The sequence below is a fragment of the bacterium genome (genome assembly GCA_012517375.1).
GTDB lineage: Bacteria > Hydrothermota > Tepidihabitantia > B3-TA06 > B3-TA06 > JAAYVC01.
Genome location: JAAYVC010000106.1, coordinates 1 through 21,198 on the forward strand (window position 1 = coordinate 1; position 21,198 = coordinate 21,198).

At 49.9% G+C, this 21,198-nt stretch carries 19 protein-coding genes; 11 read left to right on the top strand and 8 right to left on the bottom strand.

The annotated features are described in order from the left end of the window. Window positions 1-442 precede the first annotated feature (442 nt). The 7 genes from GX441_11505 to GX441_11535 all read left to right on the top strand — a co-directional run bounded on the left by GX441_11505 (window position 443) and on the right by GX441_11535 (window position 5,367). The gene (locus tag GX441_11505; protein NLI99268.1) at window positions 443-1,282 is read left to right on the top strand and encodes a response regulator; all 840 of its coding nucleotides are present in this window, start codon (window positions 443-445) and stop codon (window positions 1,280-1,282) included. A 97-nt stretch (window positions 1,283-1,379) separates the two neighbouring features. Further along, window positions 1,380-1,757 (top strand): hypothetical protein, encoded by a 378-nt coding sequence (locus tag GX441_11510; protein NLI99269.1) that lies wholly within the window; start codon window positions 1,380-1,382, stop codon window positions 1,755-1,757. Window positions 1,758-1,761: 4 nt separating this feature from the next. Then, window positions 1,762-2,244: a hypothetical protein gene (locus tag GX441_11515; GenBank protein ID NLI99270.1), complete on the top strand. Its 483-nt coding sequence runs from the start codon at window positions 1,762-1,764 to the stop codon at window positions 2,242-2,244. Window positions 2,245-2,260: 16 nt separating this feature from the next. Continuing rightward, complete coding sequence (locus GX441_11520) at window positions 2,261-3,154, top strand: F420-nonreducing hydrogenase (GenBank protein NLI99271.1); 894 nt, start codon at window positions 2,261-2,263, stop codon at window positions 3,152-3,154. 11 nt (window positions 3,155-3,165) lie between these two features. Next, complete coding sequence (locus GX441_11525; GenBank protein NLI99272.1) at window positions 3,166-4,563, top strand: Ni/Fe hydrogenase subunit alpha; 1,398 nt, start codon at window positions 3,166-3,168, stop codon at window positions 4,561-4,563. Further along, window positions 4,560-4,841 carry a hypothetical protein gene (locus GX441_11530; protein ID NLI99273.1) on the top strand — a complete coding sequence of 94 codons (282 nt, stop codon included), beginning with the start codon at window positions 4,560-4,562 and terminating at the stop codon, window positions 4,839-4,841. The genes GX441_11525 and GX441_11530 overlap by 4 nt, the downstream gene beginning before the upstream one ends. 28 nt (window positions 4,842-4,869) lie before the next feature. After that, window positions 4,870-5,367: a GTP-binding protein gene (locus tag GX441_11535; GenBank protein ID NLI99274.1), complete on the top strand. Its 498-nt coding sequence runs from the start codon at window positions 4,870-4,872 to the stop codon at window positions 5,365-5,367. A gap of 26 nt (window positions 5,368-5,393) precedes the next feature. On the opposite strand, the gene GX441_11540 is transcribed toward GX441_11535, so the two are convergent. The 5 genes from GX441_11540 to GX441_11560 all read right to left on the bottom strand — a co-directional run bounded on the left by GX441_11540 (window position 5,394) and on the right by GX441_11560 (window position 14,926). Beyond that, entirely contained in the window at window positions 5,394-6,863 is a 1,470-nt protein-coding gene (locus GX441_11540) for a glycosyltransferase family 39 protein (protein NLI99275.1), read from the bottom strand. A gap of 79 nt (window positions 6,864-6,942) precedes the next feature. Beyond that, complete coding sequence (locus tag GX441_11545; GenBank protein ID NLI99276.1) at window positions 6,943-8,487, bottom strand: Rne/Rng family ribonuclease; 1,545 nt, start codon at window positions 8,485-8,487, stop codon at window positions 6,943-6,945. Window position 8,488: 1 nt separating this feature from the next. Beyond that, window positions 8,489-10,918, bottom strand: coding sequence for a TIGR03960 family B12-binding radical SAM protein (locus GX441_11550; GenBank protein NLI99277.1), 2,430 nt, complete (start codon window positions 10,916-10,918; stop codon window positions 8,489-8,491). Between the two features lie 86 nt (window positions 10,919-11,004). Further along, window positions 11,005-13,071, bottom strand: a complete 2,067-nt coding sequence (locus GX441_11555; protein NLI99278.1) for an ABC transporter ATP-binding protein — start codon at window positions 13,069-13,071, stop codon at window positions 11,005-11,007. An 82-nt stretch (window positions 13,072-13,153) separates the two neighbouring features. Further along, a complete protein-coding gene (locus tag GX441_11560) occupies window positions 13,154-14,926 on the bottom strand; it encodes an ABC transporter ATP-binding protein (protein ID NLI99279.1) in 1,773 nt (590 codons plus the stop codon). Window positions 14,927-15,176: 250 nt separating this feature from the next. Here GX441_11560 and GX441_11565 point away from each other — a divergent pair, with 250 nt between their 5' ends. The 4 genes from GX441_11565 (at window position 15,177) to GX441_11580 (ending at window position 17,520) form a co-directional block, all read left to right on the top strand. Beyond that, window positions 15,177-15,482, top strand: coding sequence for an MTH1187 family thiamine-binding protein (locus tag GX441_11565; protein ID NLI99280.1), 306 nt, complete (start codon window positions 15,177-15,179; stop codon window positions 15,480-15,482). A 46-nt stretch (window positions 15,483-15,528) separates the two neighbouring features. After that, window positions 15,529-15,954, top strand: a complete 426-nt coding sequence (locus GX441_11570) for a hypothetical protein (GenBank protein NLI99281.1) — start codon at window positions 15,529-15,531, stop codon at window positions 15,952-15,954. A gap of 27 nt (window positions 15,955-15,981) precedes the next feature. Next, entirely contained in the window at window positions 15,982-16,161 is a 180-nt protein-coding gene (locus tag GX441_11575) for a hypothetical protein (protein ID NLI99282.1), read from the top strand. 72 nt (window positions 16,162-16,233) lie between these two features. Continuing rightward, complete coding sequence (locus GX441_11580) at window positions 16,234-17,520, top strand: tetratricopeptide repeat protein (protein ID NLI99283.1); 1,287 nt, start codon at window positions 16,234-16,236, stop codon at window positions 17,518-17,520. A gap of 60 nt (window positions 17,521-17,580) precedes the next feature. Here the strand turns inward: GX441_11580 and GX441_11585 are convergent, their stop codons facing one another. The 3 genes from GX441_11585 to GX441_11595 form a co-directional block, all read right to left on the bottom strand. Then, the gene (locus GX441_11585) at window positions 17,581-18,189 is read right to left on the bottom strand and encodes a toxin-antitoxin system HicB family antitoxin (GenBank protein NLI99284.1); all 609 of its coding nucleotides are present in this window, start codon (window positions 18,187-18,189) and stop codon (window positions 17,581-17,583) included. A gap of 93 nt (window positions 18,190-18,282) precedes the next feature. Next, window positions 18,283-18,954 (bottom strand): hypothetical protein, encoded by a 672-nt coding sequence (locus GX441_11590; GenBank protein ID NLI99285.1) that lies wholly within the window; start codon window positions 18,952-18,954, stop codon window positions 18,283-18,285. A 795-nt stretch (window positions 18,955-19,749) separates the two neighbouring features. After that, window positions 19,750-20,967: a hypothetical protein gene (locus GX441_11595; protein ID NLI99286.1), complete on the bottom strand. Its 1,218-nt coding sequence runs from the start codon at window positions 20,965-20,967 to the stop codon at window positions 19,750-19,752. Window positions 20,968-21,198 lie beyond the last annotated feature (231 nt).

A 21,198-nucleotide genomic window follows, 5' to 3' on the forward strand; every position in this document is an offset into this window, starting at 1 on the left:
GAGTTTTTTGCAGGGCGTCCCTCTTGCCCTTGCACCTTCCTGCTCATTGCTCGCTTCTCAGGGACTTGAGGCGCATTGCCAGAATCATAATCAGATTTCTTTTATGTGTCAAGAGGATTAATATCTAATCCAGTTTTTACGGCATTAACAGTGTAGTATATGGTATCTTTTTCTATAAAAACTGCCGCAGTACGCATATAAGCAATAGTACCTATTGACACCATCGCGGAACCTATTATAATTTTCTCAGGAGGCGGATAAGATGGGGATGAGACCGGTATGCGGAAGAGTTTGCGTTAAGATGAACCAGAACAGGAGCTGGAAGATGCAATCTGAAAAGGGTTATAAAGCCGCAGGTCTTGCGAAGAGATGGGGTTTTATTATGAGGAGCCTCGGGCTTCAATATTCTCCTTACCATTGAGAAACAGCGACAGGAGTTACGGTGGGCGACCGTTTAAGCATCCTTCTCGTTGACGACGAAAAAGATTTCCTCAGTATTACCGTGCGGATGCTTGAAAACCTTGAATACGACGTAGAGTGCGCGCTCTCAGGGAGTGAGGCGCTGCACATGTATAAAAAGAAGGGCTTCGATCTTCTCATAACTGACTTAAAGATGCCGGTTATGGACGGGTTCGAGCTGATTCACAAGATAAGGGCAATAAATCCGCAGCAGAAGATAATAGTCTCGACAGCATTTCAGATGCAGGCGGTTCCATGGAACAAAAGATTCGAATGCTCGGATACGCCTGGAGAAGGCGTCAATATGAGCTCCATAAACTTCATATTCAAGCCATATACCAAATCAAGCCTCGTTTCAGCCATAGACAGCACGCTAAGAGGTGAGGTTTTTGCACCTAAATGCGACATTATAAGTAAACCCCTGGCAGAAAATCCTTCCAAAGAATCCTTAAAAAACCCGCCTCTCGACTGTTTCTACTTCATCGATCTCTATTCGATAGGGAAGAAGAGCGTATGTCTCTGCGTCAGGTTAGGCGAGCGGTCGGGCAGGATATATATACTTGAAGGCGATGTAGTTCATGCAGAAACGCTTTCTCTGAACGGCAAAGAGGCTCTTTTAGAGATTCTCTCTTGGAATGCGCCCGAGGTGTCGCTTGCGCAGGTTCCTTCCGGTATCAAAAGGAGCATTGAATCACCAATCCAGGCTCTTCTACCCGAGGGGAGAAGAAGAACTCTATCCCAAAAGGGCCTAAATGCAGGTAAAAAAGGAACTCTTTTGCCTGTTCTGACGTCTAGAAAGTGTATGCCGCGTACGGTGGAGTAAAGCCATATTATGAGGTGCATGAAACATTCTAGGCAGGGCGCAAGATGGTCCTGAATCCAATAATCAAAAAGATTTATACGTTCCGCAAGGAGGAAAAATGCCTGAAACAAGAGCAGAAAAACTCATGGTCGCTCTGCGCGGAGCTCAAAGCTCTGTTGCCGGACTCGAGGCGACTGCGGTTGTATCTATAGACGGATTAGTTATCGCGAGTTCACTTCCGCCGGATATTGAAGAAGAAAGGGTGGCTGCGATGACGGCGGCCATGCTCGGGCTGGGCGAACGAACTGCCAACGAGATGAAGCGCGGAGGAATGGACCAGCTTTTTCTCAAAGGACCTTTGGGATACGTTGTCATTATGAGCGCATCGGAGATAGCGGTTCTGACAGCGATTGCAAACGCCGATGTCAAGCTCGGTCTCTTGTTCCTCGAACTCAAGAATCTTGTTCAGCAGCTTGAACCAATACTAAAAGGATGAAGCCATGGCTGAAGATATCCTTATTTATAAGAACAACATAAAAGCTCTGATGAAGATTGTGGCAAGCCTAAGCCACGCCTCGGATACTTTAATAGGCAAGGCCGCGAACACCCTCATGTACCAGACGGGCAAGGACCTGGGCAAGATAGAGGGCGCCAAGATGGACAAGACAGACGACCTTTCTAAGGCGCTCGATATGATAGCGAAGGCGGAGGAGGGTGTATGGGAGATAGAACTCTGGAAGGATAAAGGGGTCGCGGACTACGTCTTCGAGGACGCCGGTGTTCGCAAGGCTTATCTAGTATTCAAGGAATGTCCAATCCGGCAGGTCTGCATGACGCACGGCGTAAAGCAGGATGAAGTCATATGCCGCATAACGCACGGTCTTTTTGCGGGAATAATGGGCGAAGTCATGGAAAAGAAGGTTGACCTTCATGTTGAGCATGCCGGACCCAACGCCTGCAAGAAGATAGTCGAGATGAAGTAATTGATGGAGGTGTCTTATGAAAGTAGCGACATACCAGATGGCTTCGTGCTCCGGCTGCCATGTGGCCCTTGTTAACCTGGGGCTCGATCTAATCGAGCCTTTGTCGAAGGGCGAGCTTGTGTTTTCCCCTGTGCTCGTCGATTCGAAGGATGTTTCGGAAGCGGACGTCGCATTCATAGAAGGCGGCGTGCGCAACCGCGAAAACCTTGAGATGCTAAAGAAACTCAGGGACAAGACTGAGACCCTTGTAGCCTTCGGAACCTGCGCCTGCTTCGGAGGAGTGCCCGGAATCGGCTCCGCATTCAAGGCCGCAGACCTCCTGTCGGAAGCGTACGGCGACGATTTCCTTCCAGAAGGTATCCCGATTCTCGAACAGAGGGTCGACCCTGTGGACGCGCACGTCAAGGTCGACTACTACTTCCCCGGATGTCCTCCTCCGCCAAAGCTCCTCAAGTCGAACATACAAAGGCTTCTTGAAGGCCAGCAGCCGTCCTTCTACGACCTGCCGGTATGCGCCGAGTGTCAGAGGGTCGCTAAAAAGGAAGTAACGCACGACCTGAAGCGCATCGCCGAGAATTTTCCCGAACCCGATGAGTGCCTCCTTTCGCAAGGTTTTGTGTGCCTGGGCTCGGTAAGCCGCGGCGGATGCGAGGCGCCCTGTACGCATGCCGGTGTTCCATGCCTTGGCTGTCGAGGTCCAATAGATCGCGTATTCGTTGAACCCACCCACGGGATTCTTTACGATCTCTCGCGCCGCATAAGCCACTTTACAGGCAAGACGGAGAAGGAGGTCAGAGACAAGCTTCGCGACATCGTTCACGTCTTCTACTCATTCACGCTCTCGGTCCCCGAACTCCGGAAAAAGGATGCCGAGGATGTCTACAAGCTCATCAACCGGATAAAGGTCTAAGCGAGGTAATTATGCCTAAAACGATAACCATAAATCCAGTGACAAGGGTTGAAGGTCACGGCAAGATTACGCTCGAGCTTGACGAGCAAGACAGGGTCTCAAATGCCCGGTTCAGCGTCCAGGAGTTCAGGGGATTCGAGAAGTTCTGTCAGGGCGCGCTTGCCGAGAGGCTCCCGTCGCTTACAGCGCGAATATGCGGAATATGTCCTATTTCGCACCACATTGCCTCGGTAAAAACCGTTGAAGCCTGTTTCGGCGTCAAGATATCGCCGACCTCAGAGAAGATACGCGAACTCATGATGCTGGGCCAGTTAATCGAGAGCCACATGCTTTCTATTGCAGCGCTCAGTCTGCCTGATCTGATGCTTGGCTCGGCAAAGCCTAAGGACCGCAACATTATCGGAATATACAACTCCGGCAAGGATGCGGTAAAGAAGGCTCTCGAAATAAGGTCCTTCGGAACCGCTATATGCTATATTGCCGGAAGAAGACCTGGGCACCCCATAGGCGCAAGAGTGGGTGGCGTAGTGTCGCTCATCAATGAGGAAGAAAAGAATGACCTCCTCTCCAGGTACAGGGAGATAGAGCCTCATCTTGGCTGGTTCTCGGAACTTATGCGCAGTCTTTGCGAAAAGAATGCCGATGCGATAGATACACTGGGCGACATCAAATCTTCATACCTAGGGCTGTCGAATTCAGGCTCCCTTTCGTTCTACGAAGGCGACGTCAAGGTCTTAAATGAAGACGGTTCCGAGGCGCTGTCCTTCAAGCCTGAAAAGTACTACGACAACGTTGAGGAAAAACACGAGAATTGGAGCTACATGAAGTTTCCTGTTCTCAAATCCGGCTCTGGATTCCGCGTAGGTCCCCTCGCTCGAGTCAACATAGCTCAGAAGATCCCGACCCCGAAGGCGTCGGAGGAACTCGACTGGTTCAAAGCGCGCTGGGGCAGCCCCGTTCACAAGACCCTTACCTATCACTACGCGAGATTTATCGAGACCCTGTACGCCATCGAACGCGCAAGAAAGCTTCTTGAAGATCAGGATATCCTTAAGGGCGAAATATATACAAAGACAAAGATAAAAGCAGGCAAAGGCATAGGCATAGTGGAGGCTCCCCGCGGAACCCTTGTCCATAGTTACGAGCTTGACTCCGACGGCAAGGCAGTGAAGGTGAATCTTACGGTTGCAACGCAGCACAACAATTTGGGCTTTAACGACGCGCTCAAGGAGACGGCTTCGAAGCTTGTGACGAATGCCAGTCCGGATGAGGCGAGCCTCAACAAGCTGGAGATGATTGTCAGGGCATACGATCCCTGCCTTTCGTGCTCGACGCACTCGTTCGGACCTCAAAGCTTCGCTATTGAGCTTTTGGATAGTGAACGTAACCTAATCCGGGAGTACAGATGAGCAATCTAAAGATTTCCAGAGACGAAAAAAGATGCGTGAGCTGCAAGGAATGCATCATTGTCTGTCCTCAATCAGGGGAAGACAAGGTGAATTCCGTTATCGTTGCTGCAAAAGAGGAAGGAAAACCGCCGGAGATAGGCTGCATCGAGAACTGCATTCAGTGCATGACATGCTGGGATTTCTGCCGTTCCCAGGCAATCACTTTCGAGAATCACCATCTTGTTTCAAGACTCGTGGAAAACGAGAAGGCGCTGGAAAAGGTATCGAGGTTCATATAAAACTGTCGGGAGAAAAAGGTTTGTGAATATGATTCCTGTAAAGGTCGTTGTCTTCGGCAAGGGCGAGGCTGGAAAAAGCACGCTCATACAAGGGCTTATACCTGACGCCATGAACATAGAGAGGGGCGGAAGAACGGTAGCCATGGATTATGGTTTCGTTTCGTTCGAGGGATGGACATTCCATCTCTGGGGTACGCCCGGCCAGGCTCGATTCGAACCCGTACGCGAGGTTCTTGTCCAGGGGATTGACGTAGCCGTTTTCGTTATAGACTCCTCCAGATACTTCGACGAAGAGGATAAGCGACTTCTGGAGGAGGTCGAAAGACAGGGCGTACCATATCTGCTTTTCGTCAATCACAAGCCTGACGGACAAAAAGAACGCAGGTCGACCGAAAGGCTTATGGAGGGCTTCCCGAAGCCTTCCCGGATTGTCGAAGGCTCGGCAAAAAACCCGGCGACGGTTTCGCAATTCGTTAGCGCGCTCAAGGAGATGGCAAGGAGTTTAGCGCCCGATTCAAGTATGTGAATCGCTGAATCGCCCTCCCCTGTGTTCTAGGGGCTTAAATGCTCCTTAGAGACCAGCTCCAGTTTTCCTGATTCGAATCTAAGATGATACAAATCACCCTTTTTGCCTTTGAACCATTCCCTCGTCTCCTCCAGCGTTCGCGGGGTCTTCCGGTAGGCGTCGTTTGAGGCATAAATCGTGACTTCCTTGCCTGAAATCCAATTGACTGCCTCGTGAAGATGAATGTGCGATGGAAGCTCTTCGATAAAGATAACGTCATCCTTTCCGAAATCAGTTAGTTTTTCCATGTCAACAGCCAGTCTTTCCGTCAGCACACTAACGCGAACGAACTCCTTCTGGACGAGTATAGTGGCGAAGACGTTGCATGCCAGATAAATGCCGCCCAATACGCACAGAGCCCATATCAATGCGGTTCGCCTGCGTTCCTTAAAAAATTCCCAAGCGGCGCTGAAGAGGCCTCCGGCAAAGAGCGAGATTCCGACCGACGGCAGATACGGGTAGCGCGCGCTTATCTTGATAGTAAAAGGAAGGAACACGAGAAGGGTCGCAACAGCAAGAAGAAAGCTCCACAGCAAGGGCCTTGAAAGCTTCCTTAAGCAAGCCAGAAGGATTATCAGGGGAAGGGTTAATGCCGCGACCGCAGCAAGCGCCCAGTAGACCCAGAGCAATGGCGGCGGCAGTATCCCCAGTACTGAAGCGACATAGGGGTGCCGGGGGTTGGGCATCCAGAGCCATACCCAATAGTCAAAAAGGTTGGTCAGGATATGCCAGCCCGGCTTGTATATCCCTTCGGAACCGATGAAGCGGTAAGCCCAGCTGAACTGCAGTACAATGTAGGCGGCTAATATTGCCCCGAATACTATATAAGGATAAAAGAAACCGCGTGTTCTGTCCGCCTTCCTGACAAGTATAAGATCGTACAATGGGAGAAGCAGCGGGAGCGCTATCGAAGCTTCCTGCATGAGAAATGCCAGAATGTATGATGCTAAAGAAAAGCCAAGCCAGAACCCGCGGCCTTTTTCCCTGAAGCGCATGTAGGAATACAGGGTCATCAAAATGAAAAAAGTAACGAAGAGCGTCACGGAGCCTGATATCCAAGTGATAGCTTCGTAATGACTGAATGCGACGAGAAAAAGAACGGACGACGAAACGGCGGCAAGGGTCTTTTTGAAAACGCGCGATGCTATCAGATAAACCATTGTGGTGTTTACAAGATGCATCGCGATGTTGGCCAGAACGTAAGGCAGGGGATTGTCCCCGAACAGGGCGCCGCGAGCCATTATGAGAGCCAGATTGAGAGGTCTGAAGAAATCGTTACCGCCGTAGAGAACGGTCTCAAAGAAGGGCTTTGTCTTATACGCCTTGAATATCAGAAGCGCGGTATAGTCGTCGCCTATGAAGCGATTCCGGAGCAATGGAATAAACAGCGCAATACCAGATGCCCATAGCGCGGGCAGCGCCCACCATTTCTTTTTTTCCATAACTGCTTCGTTCATTCATCCATCCTCTGGGCTCCTGCGATTTCTGCGAATAACCATCCGTCTGCCTAGCGTCTCGAAACCCGGCGGACAGTTCTCAGTTATCCGAGTGTTCGGGCGCACTGTTCACCTGCCTGGAGTGGATGATATCGTTCGTATCGGAGATGATTATCGAGTATTCTCCGGCTGAAGCGTAAATATCCGATTTTACTTCTATTGCTATATTGTACGTCGTCGCCCAGTCTGTAAGCTCCTCGAATCTCTGAACCGAGAGGTAGTCCGCTATTCGCGGTTCCGCCTTGATGAGAAGGGTCTTGCCCTCGAACCTTCTCGTGTGCTGTTCGAGCATTCTTTCTATCTCCGAGAGGAGATAGTCTCTTGAAGGGATTCTTCCAAGACCCTTGCATACGGCGCACTCCTCTGTCAAATGGACGAAAAGACCGGGACGCTTGCGTTCCCTGGTTATCTCGATTAAGCCGAACCTGCTGAATCCGGAGAAATCGGTATGCGCCCTGTCTTCGTGGAGGTATCGCTTGAGCTCCTTGAGCACCGTAGCCATGTTTTCCTTGGAGCGCATGTCTATGAAATCGATTATCAGTAATCCCGAGAGATCGCGGAGCATTATCTGCCTGGCTATCTCGGAGGCGGCCTCCATGTTTGTCTGGAAGATCAATTTTTCAGGCTGTTCCTCTCCCGAGAAACGGCCGGTGTTCACATCAATGGCAACCAGCGCTTCCGTATGGTCTATAGTTATGAAGCCCCCGCTCTTGAGCCATATCTTTCTCTCGAAAACCTTTTTTATCTCGTTCTCGACCCCGTACTTTTCGAAAATGGGCACTGATTCTGCATAGAGCCTTACCCTTGAGCGAAGCTTCGGCGCATTTCTCCTGAGATATCTCAGTATATTTTCGTACTCGACTCTTGAATCAACAATAACGTTGGCTACGCCTTTAGTGAACTGGTCCCTCACCAATTTGAGCGAGACCAGAAGCTCCTCGTAAAGCAGAGCGGGGGATTTTTCCTTGCTGGCGCTTTCAAAGATGGACGACCAGGTTTCATTCAGATTATCAAAATCGAGTTTGAGATCCGCCTCAAGTGCTTTCTCGGCGGCCGTCCTCACAATCAGGCCGATCTTTCCCTGCTTGAGTTTTGATGCTATTGAACGAAGCCTTGAACGTTCAGCGCGATCCTTGATTCTTCTCGAAACGCCTATATGGTTTATCGAAGGAGTCAGGACAAGATAGCGGCCTGCAAGAAAGATGAAGGATGAGAGTCTTGCGCCCTTCTTGCCGAGAGGTTCCTTAACTACCTGTACAAGAATATCCTGGCCGGTTTTTAAATCAAGCTTAAGCTCCTTTTCTATCTTTTGCGCCTCCTCCTCCTCCATCTCCGAATCGTACATCTCCGACATCGCTTTATCGGGTATGTCGGAAAGGGGAAGGAAACCGTTCTTTGAAAGGCCAATGTTCACGAAGGCGCCGGCAAGGCCGTGTACAATGTTTTCAACTTTTCCTTTGTAGATTCTGCCTACCAGGTTTTTCTTCTCCAATCGTTCGGAGTAGTATTCAATCAGCTTGCCGTCGTCAAGGACGGCCGTTCTGATCTCGAAACGTGTAACATTTATGAGTATTTCTTTCTTCATTTCAGGATGTCTCCTCAAGAAGCGGTATAAGGCGGTCTCCAGCTGCGGCGTAAGCGTCGACGCGCTCGACCCGCAGGAGACGCGCCTCGGATGTAGGTATTTTATAAATAAGGGAGAGTGAATTCCATAGCTTTGCTCGCGCAGCATTGGCCAGAAAAACGGTCAATTTGCCGTCGCAGACGCTAACTTGCACCGCGCTGTCCTCATGGGCGATCCTATGGACGAGTTGTTGGAAAGGCTCTTCCGGGCTGGGCCAGACGCGGTATTGAAGTACGCTCGCCGCCTTTGTTATGGCTTCGGACTGCAAGGAGAGCGTTCTCGATTCTGTTATTTTCAGTCCGGGCGGCGTGCAACGTTCGAGAACCAACGCAACGCTTTTTTGCGGCATTCGTGAAAGAAAAGCGTCTACGTATTCTCCTCTGCTGGTTACGCCTACGGGTTTCGGGAATCCGAAGCTGACCCTGGGATGAGGCGAGAAGCCCTCGGTGTAGCATAGCGAGAGACCGGAGCGTCTCAGAAGACGGTAAACAGCCCTGACGAAATCAAGATGACTTGCGTATCTGAAAGCCTCTCCGACTTCGAACTTCATCCTTATTCTGAAGGGACCATTCGCAGTCTCCGAACACGCTCTGGGGATAACTGAACCTGTCGAGTCTTCAGGGATAGGTTTGCCCTGAATTTTACCGGGGGTCCTGTCCGTGGCTGAACAACCGACGCCGCAGTCGTAGCAGTCTCCATTCATGCAGTCGCTGCGGGTCTCTTCGTGCATCGCTTTGCTGTACTCAGCCCTGAGAAACTCCGGGGATATGCCAAGGTTAAGGAATTCCCACGGCAGCCTCTCATCGGGCTTTCTTTCCCGCGTGTAGGCCGCAGGGTCAACGCCGGTTTCCCCGAATGTTTCCAGCCAGCGCTCAAGCTTGAAATTTTCACTCCATTCCTGGAAGTAACCTCCCCGCTGGAGGACTCCTTCCAGAACTTTTGCCAGTTTTTCGTCCCCCCTGGCAAGAACTGCCTCTACAAAACTCGCGTCAGGTCTTGCCCATTTAGTCCTTACCCTTTTGGCGCCCGCTTCTTCCTTCATCCTCGATATTCTTTCTTCAAGAATCCCGACATCGGTGAAGGGGCACCACTGAAACGGTGTATGCGGCTTGGGAACGAAAGAGGCTACATGTATGTTTACGGCAAGGCCCTTGGCTTCTCGCGCAAGCTCGCGGATGAAGTCTATGTTCATATCTATGTCTTCCTCGGTTTCCGTCGGAAGACCAACCATGAAATAGAGCTTTACGTGTCTCCAGCCCAGGCGCGCCGCGGTCAATGCAGTATTGATGATTTCTTCGTTTGCGACGTTCTTGTTAATGACCTTCTTCAAACGGACGGAAGCAGTCTCGGGAGCGAAGGTCAATCCTGTTTTTTTTATCTCAAGAAGTCTTTTCCCGATTCGCTCGTTGAACGTCTCGCCCCTGAAACTCGGAAGGGAGAGAGAAACACGCCTGGAACCCAGCTTCGAGTTTAATCCCGAAAGAAGCTCATCCAGCCGGGGATAGTCAGAGACCGCAAAGGAAAGCAGAGAGACTTCGTCCCATCCGGTAGCGCTGATTCCCTCCTCGGCAAGCGCCGAAATATCCTCAAATGGCCTGTATCTTTGAGGACGATTCGCGAAGCCTGCCTGGCAGAATCGGCATCCGCGAAGGCATCCGCGTCCAATCTCGACAACGAGCCTGTCGTGTTCTATCTCTCCAATGGGCAGAATCTGTTTTGCAGGCGCGTCCGAAAACCTCAACTCTGAAACCGTTCTCTTCCTTATGGCCTTGGAGCGGCCGTGTATCGGAGGCACCCATACGCCCTCAATCTCCGCAAATCCGGACAGCCGTTCGGATTTGCTCTTTGTCGAGGCGAGAACGTCTGCCATCTCCCTTACCGCATCTTCACCATCCCCCATGAGAAAGGCGTCGAAAAAGGATTCGAGCGGAAGGGGGTTAGCGGTGCAGGGTCCTCCGGCGACTATCAAGGGGTGTTTTTCAGAGCGGTCAATATATCTCAAGGGTATGCCGGAAAGCTCTAAAGCGGCAAGCGCGTTCGTGTAGCCTAACTCGCTCTGCAGGCTTATTCCCACCATGTCGAACTCCGAAAGCGGAGTAGAAGTTTCAAGCGTGTGAAGAGGTATGCCTTGCTTCTTCATCATTGGAACCATATCAACCCAGGGGATGAATGCACGCTCTGCAGAAGCCGTCTTTGTTCCATTGATAATGTGGTACAGCACCTTTAGACCGTAGTTGGACATGCCTATCTCGTACGTATCCGGAAAGAGAAGCGCTATCCGAGTTTTGACTTCTCTGGTCTTTACGGAAAAAAGCTCCGAGTCGGTATATCTCACTGGACGTTCGACCTGCGGCAAGAGGCGTTCGAACTGCTCCCTGTAGGAAGAAATCATCCCGGATGATACTTTACAAGCGGCTGTAAGTCAACAACTAGTTTTCAAAAAAGGTCGCCTGCTTGGCTGCGTGAAACGAATAGAGATCAGCTGATTTTATGCTCGAACTGAAGCTTGTAGAGTCCGTAATAGAAGTCTTTGCGAGCCATAAGCTCCTCATGAGATCCCTCTTCGACTATTTTGCCGTGGTCAAGGACTATTATTCTGTCCGCATCACGCACCGTCGACAGCCTGTGAGCAATGATAAGCGACGTACGGCCCTCGAGCAGCTTGTGTATTGCGTCCTGAATCAGGGCTTCGGTCTTAGTGTCGACGGAGGATGTGGCCTCGTCCAGAACGAGTATAGCGGGGTCGAATGCCAGCGCACGCGCGAACGATATAAGCTGGCGCTCGCCTACTGAAAGATTCACTCCTCTTTCCTGCACAGGCGATTTATAAGTATCCGGCAGTTTTGAGATGAACTGGCTCGCGTTGGTTGTGCGGGCCGCACTTTCCACGATCTCCTGAGGGAGCTCGCTCCTCAACTTGATGTTCGTTTCTATGTCCCCCAAAAAGAGAAAAACATCCTGCATTACAATGCCCACATTGGAACGCAGAAACTTCTTGTCGATGTCCTTTGTATCCTTGCCGTCCAGCAGTATCCTGCCCTTTTGAATCTCGTAAAAACGCGACAATACGTTTATGAGGGACGTTTTGCCCGCTCCGGTAGCTCCCACGAACGCCACGCGCTCCCCTGGTTTTATGCGGAAGCTTATGTCCTTAAGAACCCACTCCTCTTCGTTGTAAGCGAACCAGACATTCTGGAATTCTATATCGCCCCTCACCTTTTTATCAATAGTAACTCCATCGTAGTCTTCTTTTTTCTCGTCAAGAAGCATGAATATGCGTTCGCCTGAAGCCATTGCCTGCTGCAGCAAGTTGAACTTCTCAGTAAGGTCCCTCACAGGCTCGAAGAAGATCTCGGCGAATCGCAGGAAAGCTGTTAAAAAACCGACCGTAAGCACTCCGGCAACTATCCAGTGCGCGCCGAACCAGATTATGGCGGCCATTGCGAACATCGCAAGGAAATCGACGAGGGGTCTGAAGACAGCGAAAACCATCATCTGTTTGAATCGCGCATCGTAGTAGCTTTCATTGATGGTATGGAACTCCTTTATGCGCTTAGCCTCCTGTCTGAACATCTGGATAATCTTGATTCCAGAGAGGTTTTCATTCAAGAAAGCGTTAATGCGGGCGATGCGGACGCGAACCTTGCGGAATGCGTCGCGAAGCCTTCGCCGGAATACTACGGTTGCAACGACCATAGGCGGCACTATGGCGAATAAAACAAGCGAAAGCCTCCAGTTGTAGATGGGAAGAGCTATCATCAGTCCGAGAAGTATGAATCCGTCGTAGAAGAAGCTGGTAATAACCTCTGAAAAGAACTGGTTAAGCGTGTCTACATCGTTTGTAGCCCTTGTTACGAGCCTTCCGACCGGGTTGCGGTCAAAGAAACGGACGGGCAGATGCTGAAGGTGCGAGAATATGGCGGTCCGGAGCCGGTGCATGGACCGCTGCCCGGCCAGGGTCGTAAGAATTACCTGAATAAAGCTCGCTATGAAGCGGAAAACGCCTATGAGCATGAAGAAAATGGCAAGCCTCGTGAGTCCTTTCCAGTCGCTTTGGCGAAGCACTGAGAGGACCTTTGTAGGGAAGGAATTCGCATTATCAAGATCCTTGTACGGTACGAGAAGTTTATCTTCACCCACGGCAGGGTACTTTTCCGCGACGTCGGGTGCGAGATTCTTCACTGCTTTTTCCCTGTCCATGAGGTAGTACTCCCGCTGGTCCACCTCGTCTTCCGCAGAATGGGGAATCTTGGAAAGATACTGTTGCGGAACGGCCCAGAGAGAATCCCGCATATGGTATATCTCGTTCTCGTGCCCCTTTATCTGAGAGGGCGTAAGACGCATGAGCCTTGTAACCTTGAATATGTCGAGGTCAATTGCTCGCTGCGTAATGATGGGAAGCGCTATCTGAGCCACCGATAAGAGTATCCCTAAAAAGGCTGAAACGGCAATCATCCACCAGTCGCGCTCGAGATATTTGATGAGCCTTGCGACTATCCTCGAATCGTATATCTTGCCGAGTTTTTCTTCCTCGTGAGCGAACATCAGACCTCCTCCCTTAACAGCGAATCCGCAAATGGAACTTCAATATCAAAATCAATTCGTCTTCTAAAAAACATTTTTTCCACTACTTCACCCCCTGCAATTTTGCGAACAAGGCGTAGAGACCGTCTTTTATCATCAATTCTTCGTGAGTTCCACGCTCCACTATGCGGCCTTCGTCCATTACGAGTATCTCATCAGCAAAAGCGAGACTTCTCGGCCGCGCCGAGATTATGATAACGGCTCGGGTGCGCATTATTTTCTTTAGCTCGGTAAGAATCTCTATCTCCGTATCGGCATCAACGGCCGAAAGGGCGTCGTCGAGAATGAGAATCCTTGGATCCGCCAGAACAGCCCTGGCAATTGTCAGGCGCTGCTTCTGGCCTCCCGATACTGTGACCCCGCGCTCGCCAAGAATGGTTTCGTAGCCCTGAGGAAACTCGACTATCTCATCGTGAATGCCGGCTATCTTCGCTGCACGCTCTATCTCTTCATCCGAGACCTCCCTCTCTACTCCGAATCCTATGTTTTCCCTGACCGTTTCAGAGAAGAGGAAGCTGTCCTGGGGTACGACACCTATGGCTCCGCGTAAGACCTTCAGGGGAATTCTCGATATTGGATGACCGTCAACCGTTATTGAACCCTCGGGCGCCTCGAACAAACGGGGCAGTAGTGAGATGAGGGTCGATTTACCGGAACCGAGCGTGCCGATTATTCCCAGAATCTTGCCCGGCTTCAATTCGAAGCTGATGTCTTCCAGCGCCGGATAAGGAACTTCGGGATACTTGAAGGTTAGTCTCGAATACCGTACATTGCCCTCGATTGCACCAATGTTCAATGTGCGCTCATCGTCGGCGATCTCGGGCCTGGTCTCAAGTATCTTGTTGATGCGGCCCATGGACGCAGCTCCGCTCTGCACCAGGTTCATCAGCCATCCGATGGAGATCATGGGCCAGATGAGCATGCCCAGATAAGCCTGGAACGCCACAAAGCTTCCTATCGAAAGGTGAGCGAGTATAACAAAACGACCACCAATCAGCAGGATAACGAAAAGCGATATGTTTGAAAGAAACATTATCAAAGGAAAGAAGAGCCCCCACAGCTTTATGAGGTCAATATTCTTTTTAACGTAGTCCTTGCTTATTCCGAAGAAGATATCGGACTCGCCTTTCTCCTGCACGTAGGCTTTGACTACCCTTATGCCAGATATGTTTTCGGAGACCCTTGCCGACATTGACGAGAACGCCTCGCGTACGGCTTCGAATCTTCTTCTCATAAGACCTGAGAACCTCAGGGTAAGGAAGAGAAGAATCACCAAGGGTATCATTGTGTAGACGGTCAAGAGCGCCGTAAAGGGCCAATCCAGAAACACCATCGCCGCTATAGTGAAAAGACCCATAAAGACAAGATCTACAACAAGAATAAACCCGAACGTCATTGCCTGCATTATGGCATCGAGATCGTTAGTGGCGTGAGCCATAAGGTCTCCGACCTGCTGTTTGTTGAAGAAGGAGAAGGAAAGCTTGCCCAGGTGTTCAAGGAGCTTCCTGCGGAGGTCCGTTATTATCCTTATGTTAGACCCCGAGATAAGGTAGCGCCAGAGGAATCGACCCAAGGCGATGAGGATGCCGGCCCCTAGAGTGGAAAGAACCATTATGAGCACGAGGTTTACTCCCTTCGAAGGGGCAAGGATGTTATCAAGCGCAATCTGGATGAACTTGGGCATAGCAACCTGTGCAACGTCTACGACAATGAGCGCAAGCGTACCGATGGCTATCTTCCACCAGTGATGACGCATGTAAGGCAGTAACGTCTTGAAAGAACGTACCCCTACACCCTTAGGTCTTTCTCGAGACATGAATCATAAGTTTACACGAATGTTAAGCTTTGTCAACTAGTTATACCCCAAAGAGTTACTCGACGCAACTCTTTGGGGGACCCCCCTCTCACCCCCCGCCGCCGCGGGGACCCTAATCTTACGCCCCAAGAAATTACTCCGTAACTTCTTGGGGACCCCGAATCATCGCCTCATTTTGCTCCCACTCCAATCTGGGCGTTGGTTTGACTTCTCCGGTATCACTCCTAGTATTATGAAAAAAAGGAGCATTATGCTTGTTCAGTTTACCATGTTTCCCACCGACAAGGGCGAATCGGTCTCCCCTTACGTCGCGCGCATCCTCGAACTAGTGGACTCCTCAGGGCTTGCATACAAGCTCGGTCCAATGTCAACCGCAGTCGAAGGAGAATGGGATGAGGTGTTTGCCCTCCTTAAGCGATGCCGCGACGAACTCCGCAAAGATTCCAACCGCGTCTACATCGTCATCAGTGTCGACGACCGCAAGGGCGCTCAAAACCGCATAGAAGGAAAGATTCGCTCGGTCGAAGAAAAGCTAGGCAAGAAAGTTTCCACTTAGGGAATAACACCACTCTTTCACTGTATTAATCAAAGAAGGAGGCTTTGTGAAGCGTTTCACCATATCAGTAATGCCTCTCGTAAGCTTACTCATAATCCCTGATTGTGCCAGGCATCGTAGCATCTCACAGGGTAAATACGTTATCAATATCGAGGCAGATGGGACATCATTGGTAAACGGCAGGCAAGCTCCGTTTGATGGAAGGACTTTTCGCGATTTAAACAGGGATTCTTACATCGCCGTAATCATTATTCCAGTTCCTGCACTCAGATGCGGCAGCCTCGCAGTAGTTCTAGATTCAATTCTCTCTCTGGGTGCGCAACGCATTTTTCTATCCGACGGTTCTTCGACATCGATAAGGATTAGTACATCGGGTGCGATCCCTGTGGGAGGCTGGGGTGATGCCGTAAGGAATTTTCCGGAGCCCGTAATCCTTTTAGAAAAGGGTGATTCAGTCAGAATGAGAGGCTAATCCACTTCCCTCAAATCAAGCAAGTTGATGGAAAGGTTGAACGTCTCCTTGAAAGACAAGAAATCAAAACGCATAATACTCCTTGTAGACGACGAAGCATCCTGCGGATTCCTGATAAAAACGGCAAAAACCCTTCGCGAGGACGATATCGAGGTAATACTGTTTTTCTCGGATAGACCTGAGCATGAACCCTTCATGCTTCACTGAGAATTGAGGTTGCCTCTTGCCGCATTAAAGCTCGAATATTGACACGGGCGCATTGGTGATTAAAGTTAGTGCATGCTATGGAGTGCGGACCCCTGGTTTACCTCGACGTTTAAAGAAGCCCAGCAGGCAAGACTCAAGGGCAATCCTGCGCTTGCAGAAAGCCTTTACCGTTCACTTTATGAGCGGGCTATTGAGCTTGGCGAACCGGAAACCGTAAGAAAAGCTAGAATGGAATGGATATCGTTTCTTGGTTCGGCCTGCCGATACGAGGAGGCGAGGCTTGAGTCCGAAAGATTCCTTTCGGAACTCGATGTAGTATCCGACAGGCTTATTCGAGCGGAGGTCGAATACTATCTGGCAAACTTCTCCTATTATCTCAACGAATACGACAGGGCGATAGAACTGGCAGGAAAGATACTTTCATCCCTTTCGGAGCAGGAGAGTCCATCGCTTGAAGCGCGCGTCTACAACATGCTTGCCCTTTCTGAAAGACACATCGGGCTTTATGAGCAGGCTATTGAGCATTTTCATGAAGCGGTGTTGATTCTAAAGAAGAACAACCTGTCCGATGACGGCGGTTACGACGGCAATCTCGCTCTCTTGTACGAGGACAAGGGCAGGTATTCGGATGCCATTGAGTCGTACCAGGTCTGCCTGTCAAAGGCAAAAAAAATAAAAAGCGAAGAAATGACAACCTTTGCCACAATGGGGATCGGCACTGTGTACCACAAACTTGGCCGGTTTGCAGAGGCGAGGTTCTTTCTGAGTGAAGCCCTTATTAAAGCGGAAAATATGGAGAACCCTATCCTCACACAAAACGTCCACGCGGCTATTTCCGAACTGGCGCTGGAGGAGTTTGATCTTGTTGCGGCGTTCGATCATGCTACTGCGGCGCTACTTATGGCGCAGGAAGCGGCGATTCCAGAACTCGAGGCCGATGCAAGAATAGTCAACGGGAAGATACTTCTGCAGAGAGGCAAGCATGGTGATTTTGAAGCCGCACTCAACGAAGCAAAAAAGGCAAGCGAAATCCATACCGAACTTGGACTCAGCTACGGCGTAGCCCTTGCCCTGAATCTTGAATCCGAGGTTCTTATGGCGTTAGGACGCTCGGACGAAGCGCTAACAAAAGCCCTGGATTCCGTGACAATCGGAGAGGAGTTCGGTGAGGATATGGACAGCATTTGCTCCACCGCCGCTCGTATTCTTGAATCCGCAGGGAGAAAAGAAGAGGCTAAGGCTTTGTGGGACAGAGCGCACGAGGTTGTTCAGGAGAAAGCCTCCGGTCTAACCAAAAAAGATAAGGAAAGCTTTCTTGCAAGACCGTTTGTCAAGAGGGTGATGGGTCAAGACCATTGATATGCCTTTTTTAAAAAAAGGAGCCGGCATCACCCGGCTCCAAAAATACCGAAGCTCAAATTATACGAATTTTACGCGAAGATCGAGATTAGCAATCATCCTTTGAAGGAGTTCGCGGAAAAGCCTGTTGGGGTAATTGGACAGACGCGTTTTTTCAAGCGAGCGGGATACTTCCTTGGAAAGAGGTCGGATTGCCTCATAAGTCTCATTGAACACGGCGCTAAACCGTACTTCTTCGCCGTTTGTCTTGTCGCGAATCAAGGCGGAATAGTTGGATTTTACTTTAACTTCCCTGTCCGATAAATCCAGTATCTCCTGGCTTTCTTCGACAGAGATAGCCAGTTCGCCTTCAAGATGCAGTTTTCCCGACGGTTTTTCCATTTTCGCTTCAATCATCGTTAGGTCAATGAGATGAAGCTTCGCTTTAGGCGAATCGTGAAGCAGATCGGACTCGATAACGGAATCAAGATCATCGACAATGGTATCCTTAACACTTTTGAGGAAACGCTCAAACTCCCTTGTGCTGGCTCCTCGGGCTAGAAGGTAAAGTATGTATTGATTGAGGCTTATACGATCGGTCAGAGACTGCTCTGCGAGCGTGCGGTGAAGGGATACCGGTATTCTGACAAGAAACCGACCGCTGAAATCCTTAATAAGCTTTCTTCTCATGATTTCTCCTTTGTTTTCCTCAAGATGATACTGAAGATGACACTTTTGTCAAGATGCTAAGTTGCATTTATGCTACTATGGCGTATATAAACATTATTCATCCCAGTTCTGGGATGGACCCTTCCGGTATTCCTGTTTTAAGCCTAAGTTTATGCCTGCCGTAAGATACGGACCATAGATGCCGGTTTCCAATGAGCCGAAGAAAGGATATACCGGAACAAGATACCCGCCTTTAACAAAAATCCCCATATATCGATACTCCCTTAAAGGAATGTCGAACTGCAGCGTAAGTGCCCCGCCTGCGTTTGCCTGCAGAATGGTAGCCCTGTAGATATCAGTTACGAAACCATTATTTATTTGTTGTTCAATCAGCGCAAGTGAACCGCCTAAATCGATTGCTGGTTTTATGAGTATAAAGCCCCATGGCTCGATAGCTAGACCGACTTCGATGTTTGCTATCCCGTAACCCAATGAATGGTAAAGATAATGGTCAATGTCGCCGATACGGTATTGTTTTAAGAATCCGCCGCCCCATGCGCCAATAGAGAGCGATCCTATCTGACCCCAGCCCTGAGCTGTAATTACAGGTCCTGGATTGCCGATTATCACCAAACCATAATGTAATGATGTATCGCCGTTTATGTTATGGAGTTCGGTTTCAAAGTCAAAAAAGATGCCGGTTGCCGAAAACCCGCCCCAGTTTTCAATCCGCACTGCAAACGCAAGCCCAACATATAATAAACTTACAACAACAATTCTCTTCACGCTGACTCCTTGAGTGTCAATCATCGAAGCATAAGCCGCAAACGGGCGCTGTCAAGCGTATGGAACCTGATCGCAATTGCATAAAAGTGCAAGAAGCTGTTGCACTTTTGGATAAGCTCCGGAAAAGCCCCTGGTCAATAAGGCGCTAGATTGCGTCTCTTATCGAAAAGCAAAACCTGGCACGGTTATTGCTAATTATAAATGTGACACGCTAGAGCCACCAAACCTCCTTTGGTTTTGGATGTTTGACACATCGGGGGTCGCGACCGCGACCCCTTCCTTTTTTTATAACCCCTTTTTATAATACCACAAAGGTACTTCGTATTTTTGTGGGTACCCTGTCAAGTCAGAATTAAAGAAACGTAGTCACATTTTATGGTCAAATACTCCCCAAAAGTAGCGGCTGGAAGCCGCATTGGCCGAACGAGCGCTGGAAGCGCATGAGTTCGGCATCGAGTAAGAGGGATCCCTCGACATGAAATGACGACGCTTGGGGAGCAACGTGCGGAGCAGATTTGTGGGATGAAAGGATTGGATGTTTGTTGTCAGATTTCAAGTAGTGCGTCGATTGGTTCCATCTCCCGCCGCTTCGCGACAACATGCTAAAGATTATTTTGTTTTTTTGTCCTTTGATTTGGAGAAAGTCCTGCGTCCTCAACCGCTTAAGAAACCTTGCAACGCCCACTCTAACTGGGAGTAAAATGCCTCTTTGGAAGAACAACGCTATCTCTTCCTATGGGGTATCCTCCTTATTCCATCTCAATCCTGGGAAATAAAACCTGCGTGTTCCTTGGACTAGTAGCCCAAAAGCTTCATATAGTCAAGATAGTAATACCCACCTGCGCCTTTGCCGTAATGAGTCTCGACCGAGGTTTCAAAATCCCAACGGATTCGGACATCCTTTTTTCCTGCCGCCCACTCCGTCAAATCGAAGCTATTATCGATCCACCTGTTGAAAATCTCATGGCGTGAATCCGACCAGTTCCACAGGCAGAAGCAGTTCCAGCTTGATCCGCCGTCGCCCGATACCGAGATTGCTATCTGCGCAACGGGGTAGGGCTTTCCAGTGCCTTCCACGATGGCGAAGCGGAAATAGTCTTCGTAGTTCAGCCTTACCCTCCTGTTTGCGGAGCAGTCCATAGCGGGCGAGGTCAGGACGGAGACAAATTTCTGACCTTTGCCTGATACACTGCCAATGCATACGGCGCAGCCGGATCTGGATTCTTCATCCTCACGGTCCCAGGGCTTGTTGCTGTATGGTGAAAGCCCGCCTTCTTCTTCCGTCGATATATGCCAGCCCTGCGGCGGTTCGCCAGTGCTCCAGTCTCCGTTAAAGTCTTGCTCGTATACAGTCTGTTCGTCGGTAAAGGCTTTTACGCAGACATTATCAATGAGCCATGCGGAGCGGACAAACCGGGGGGCGCCCCATACGTCTGTTCCCCTCTGCACGAAGTTGGTCCAGCGCAGCCTGACGCTCGGTTTTCCTTCAAGTAAAGCAGGCAACTTTATGGTGTTTTCTCCGAATGCCTTTGGGTGATAGTAATCGTTGTAGCTGTAGACAGTGTCCCAGGTCTTTCCGTCGTCGGCAGAAACCTCTATCATCGTCATAGGCCAGTCGTCCTGAAAACCCCAGTCTCCGCACTTGAACGAGCACGAATCCTGAAAGTTAAGCTCAAGCATTTTTGCCTTGGAGCAGTCAAAAGCCGGAGACGTCATCTGGGTATAGGCATAGAAAGTCGGGTATTGATAGTGAGGGTCGTTTGGAAGAAATAGCAGCGAACCTGCGCACGAAGCGCTGGATGCGGCGCTCGTTTTGTTCCATGGATCCAGGATGGCGCTGTCGGGCAGATTTCCTAACGACTTTTCGAGTGTTATAGTCCAGCCAGGTGGAGGGGTTTCAGAGTTCCAGTTCCCATCGAATGTTTCGTTTAAGAGGATTACCTCCTCGCTTTTGAAGCCGAAACACGCAAGGGGGATAAGCGCAATGCCCAGCCAAAGGATTGTTTTTTGCATGAAAACTCCTTTTTTATCAAACTTATGTTTTGGATTATAAAAAAAACCAGATAAAAGTCAATTCTTTAAGTCTTGAATACTGATAAAGGAGTGCCGCTTGGATGGTTTTTTGAGCGTTACCGCTTTTCTTTACCCCGAATAAATCCTACAACGATTTCTTCGGAGACCCCCCTAACGCAAAACCACCGCTTTCTTCGTTACCGACGCCTTCCCCGCCTCCAGCTTCACGAA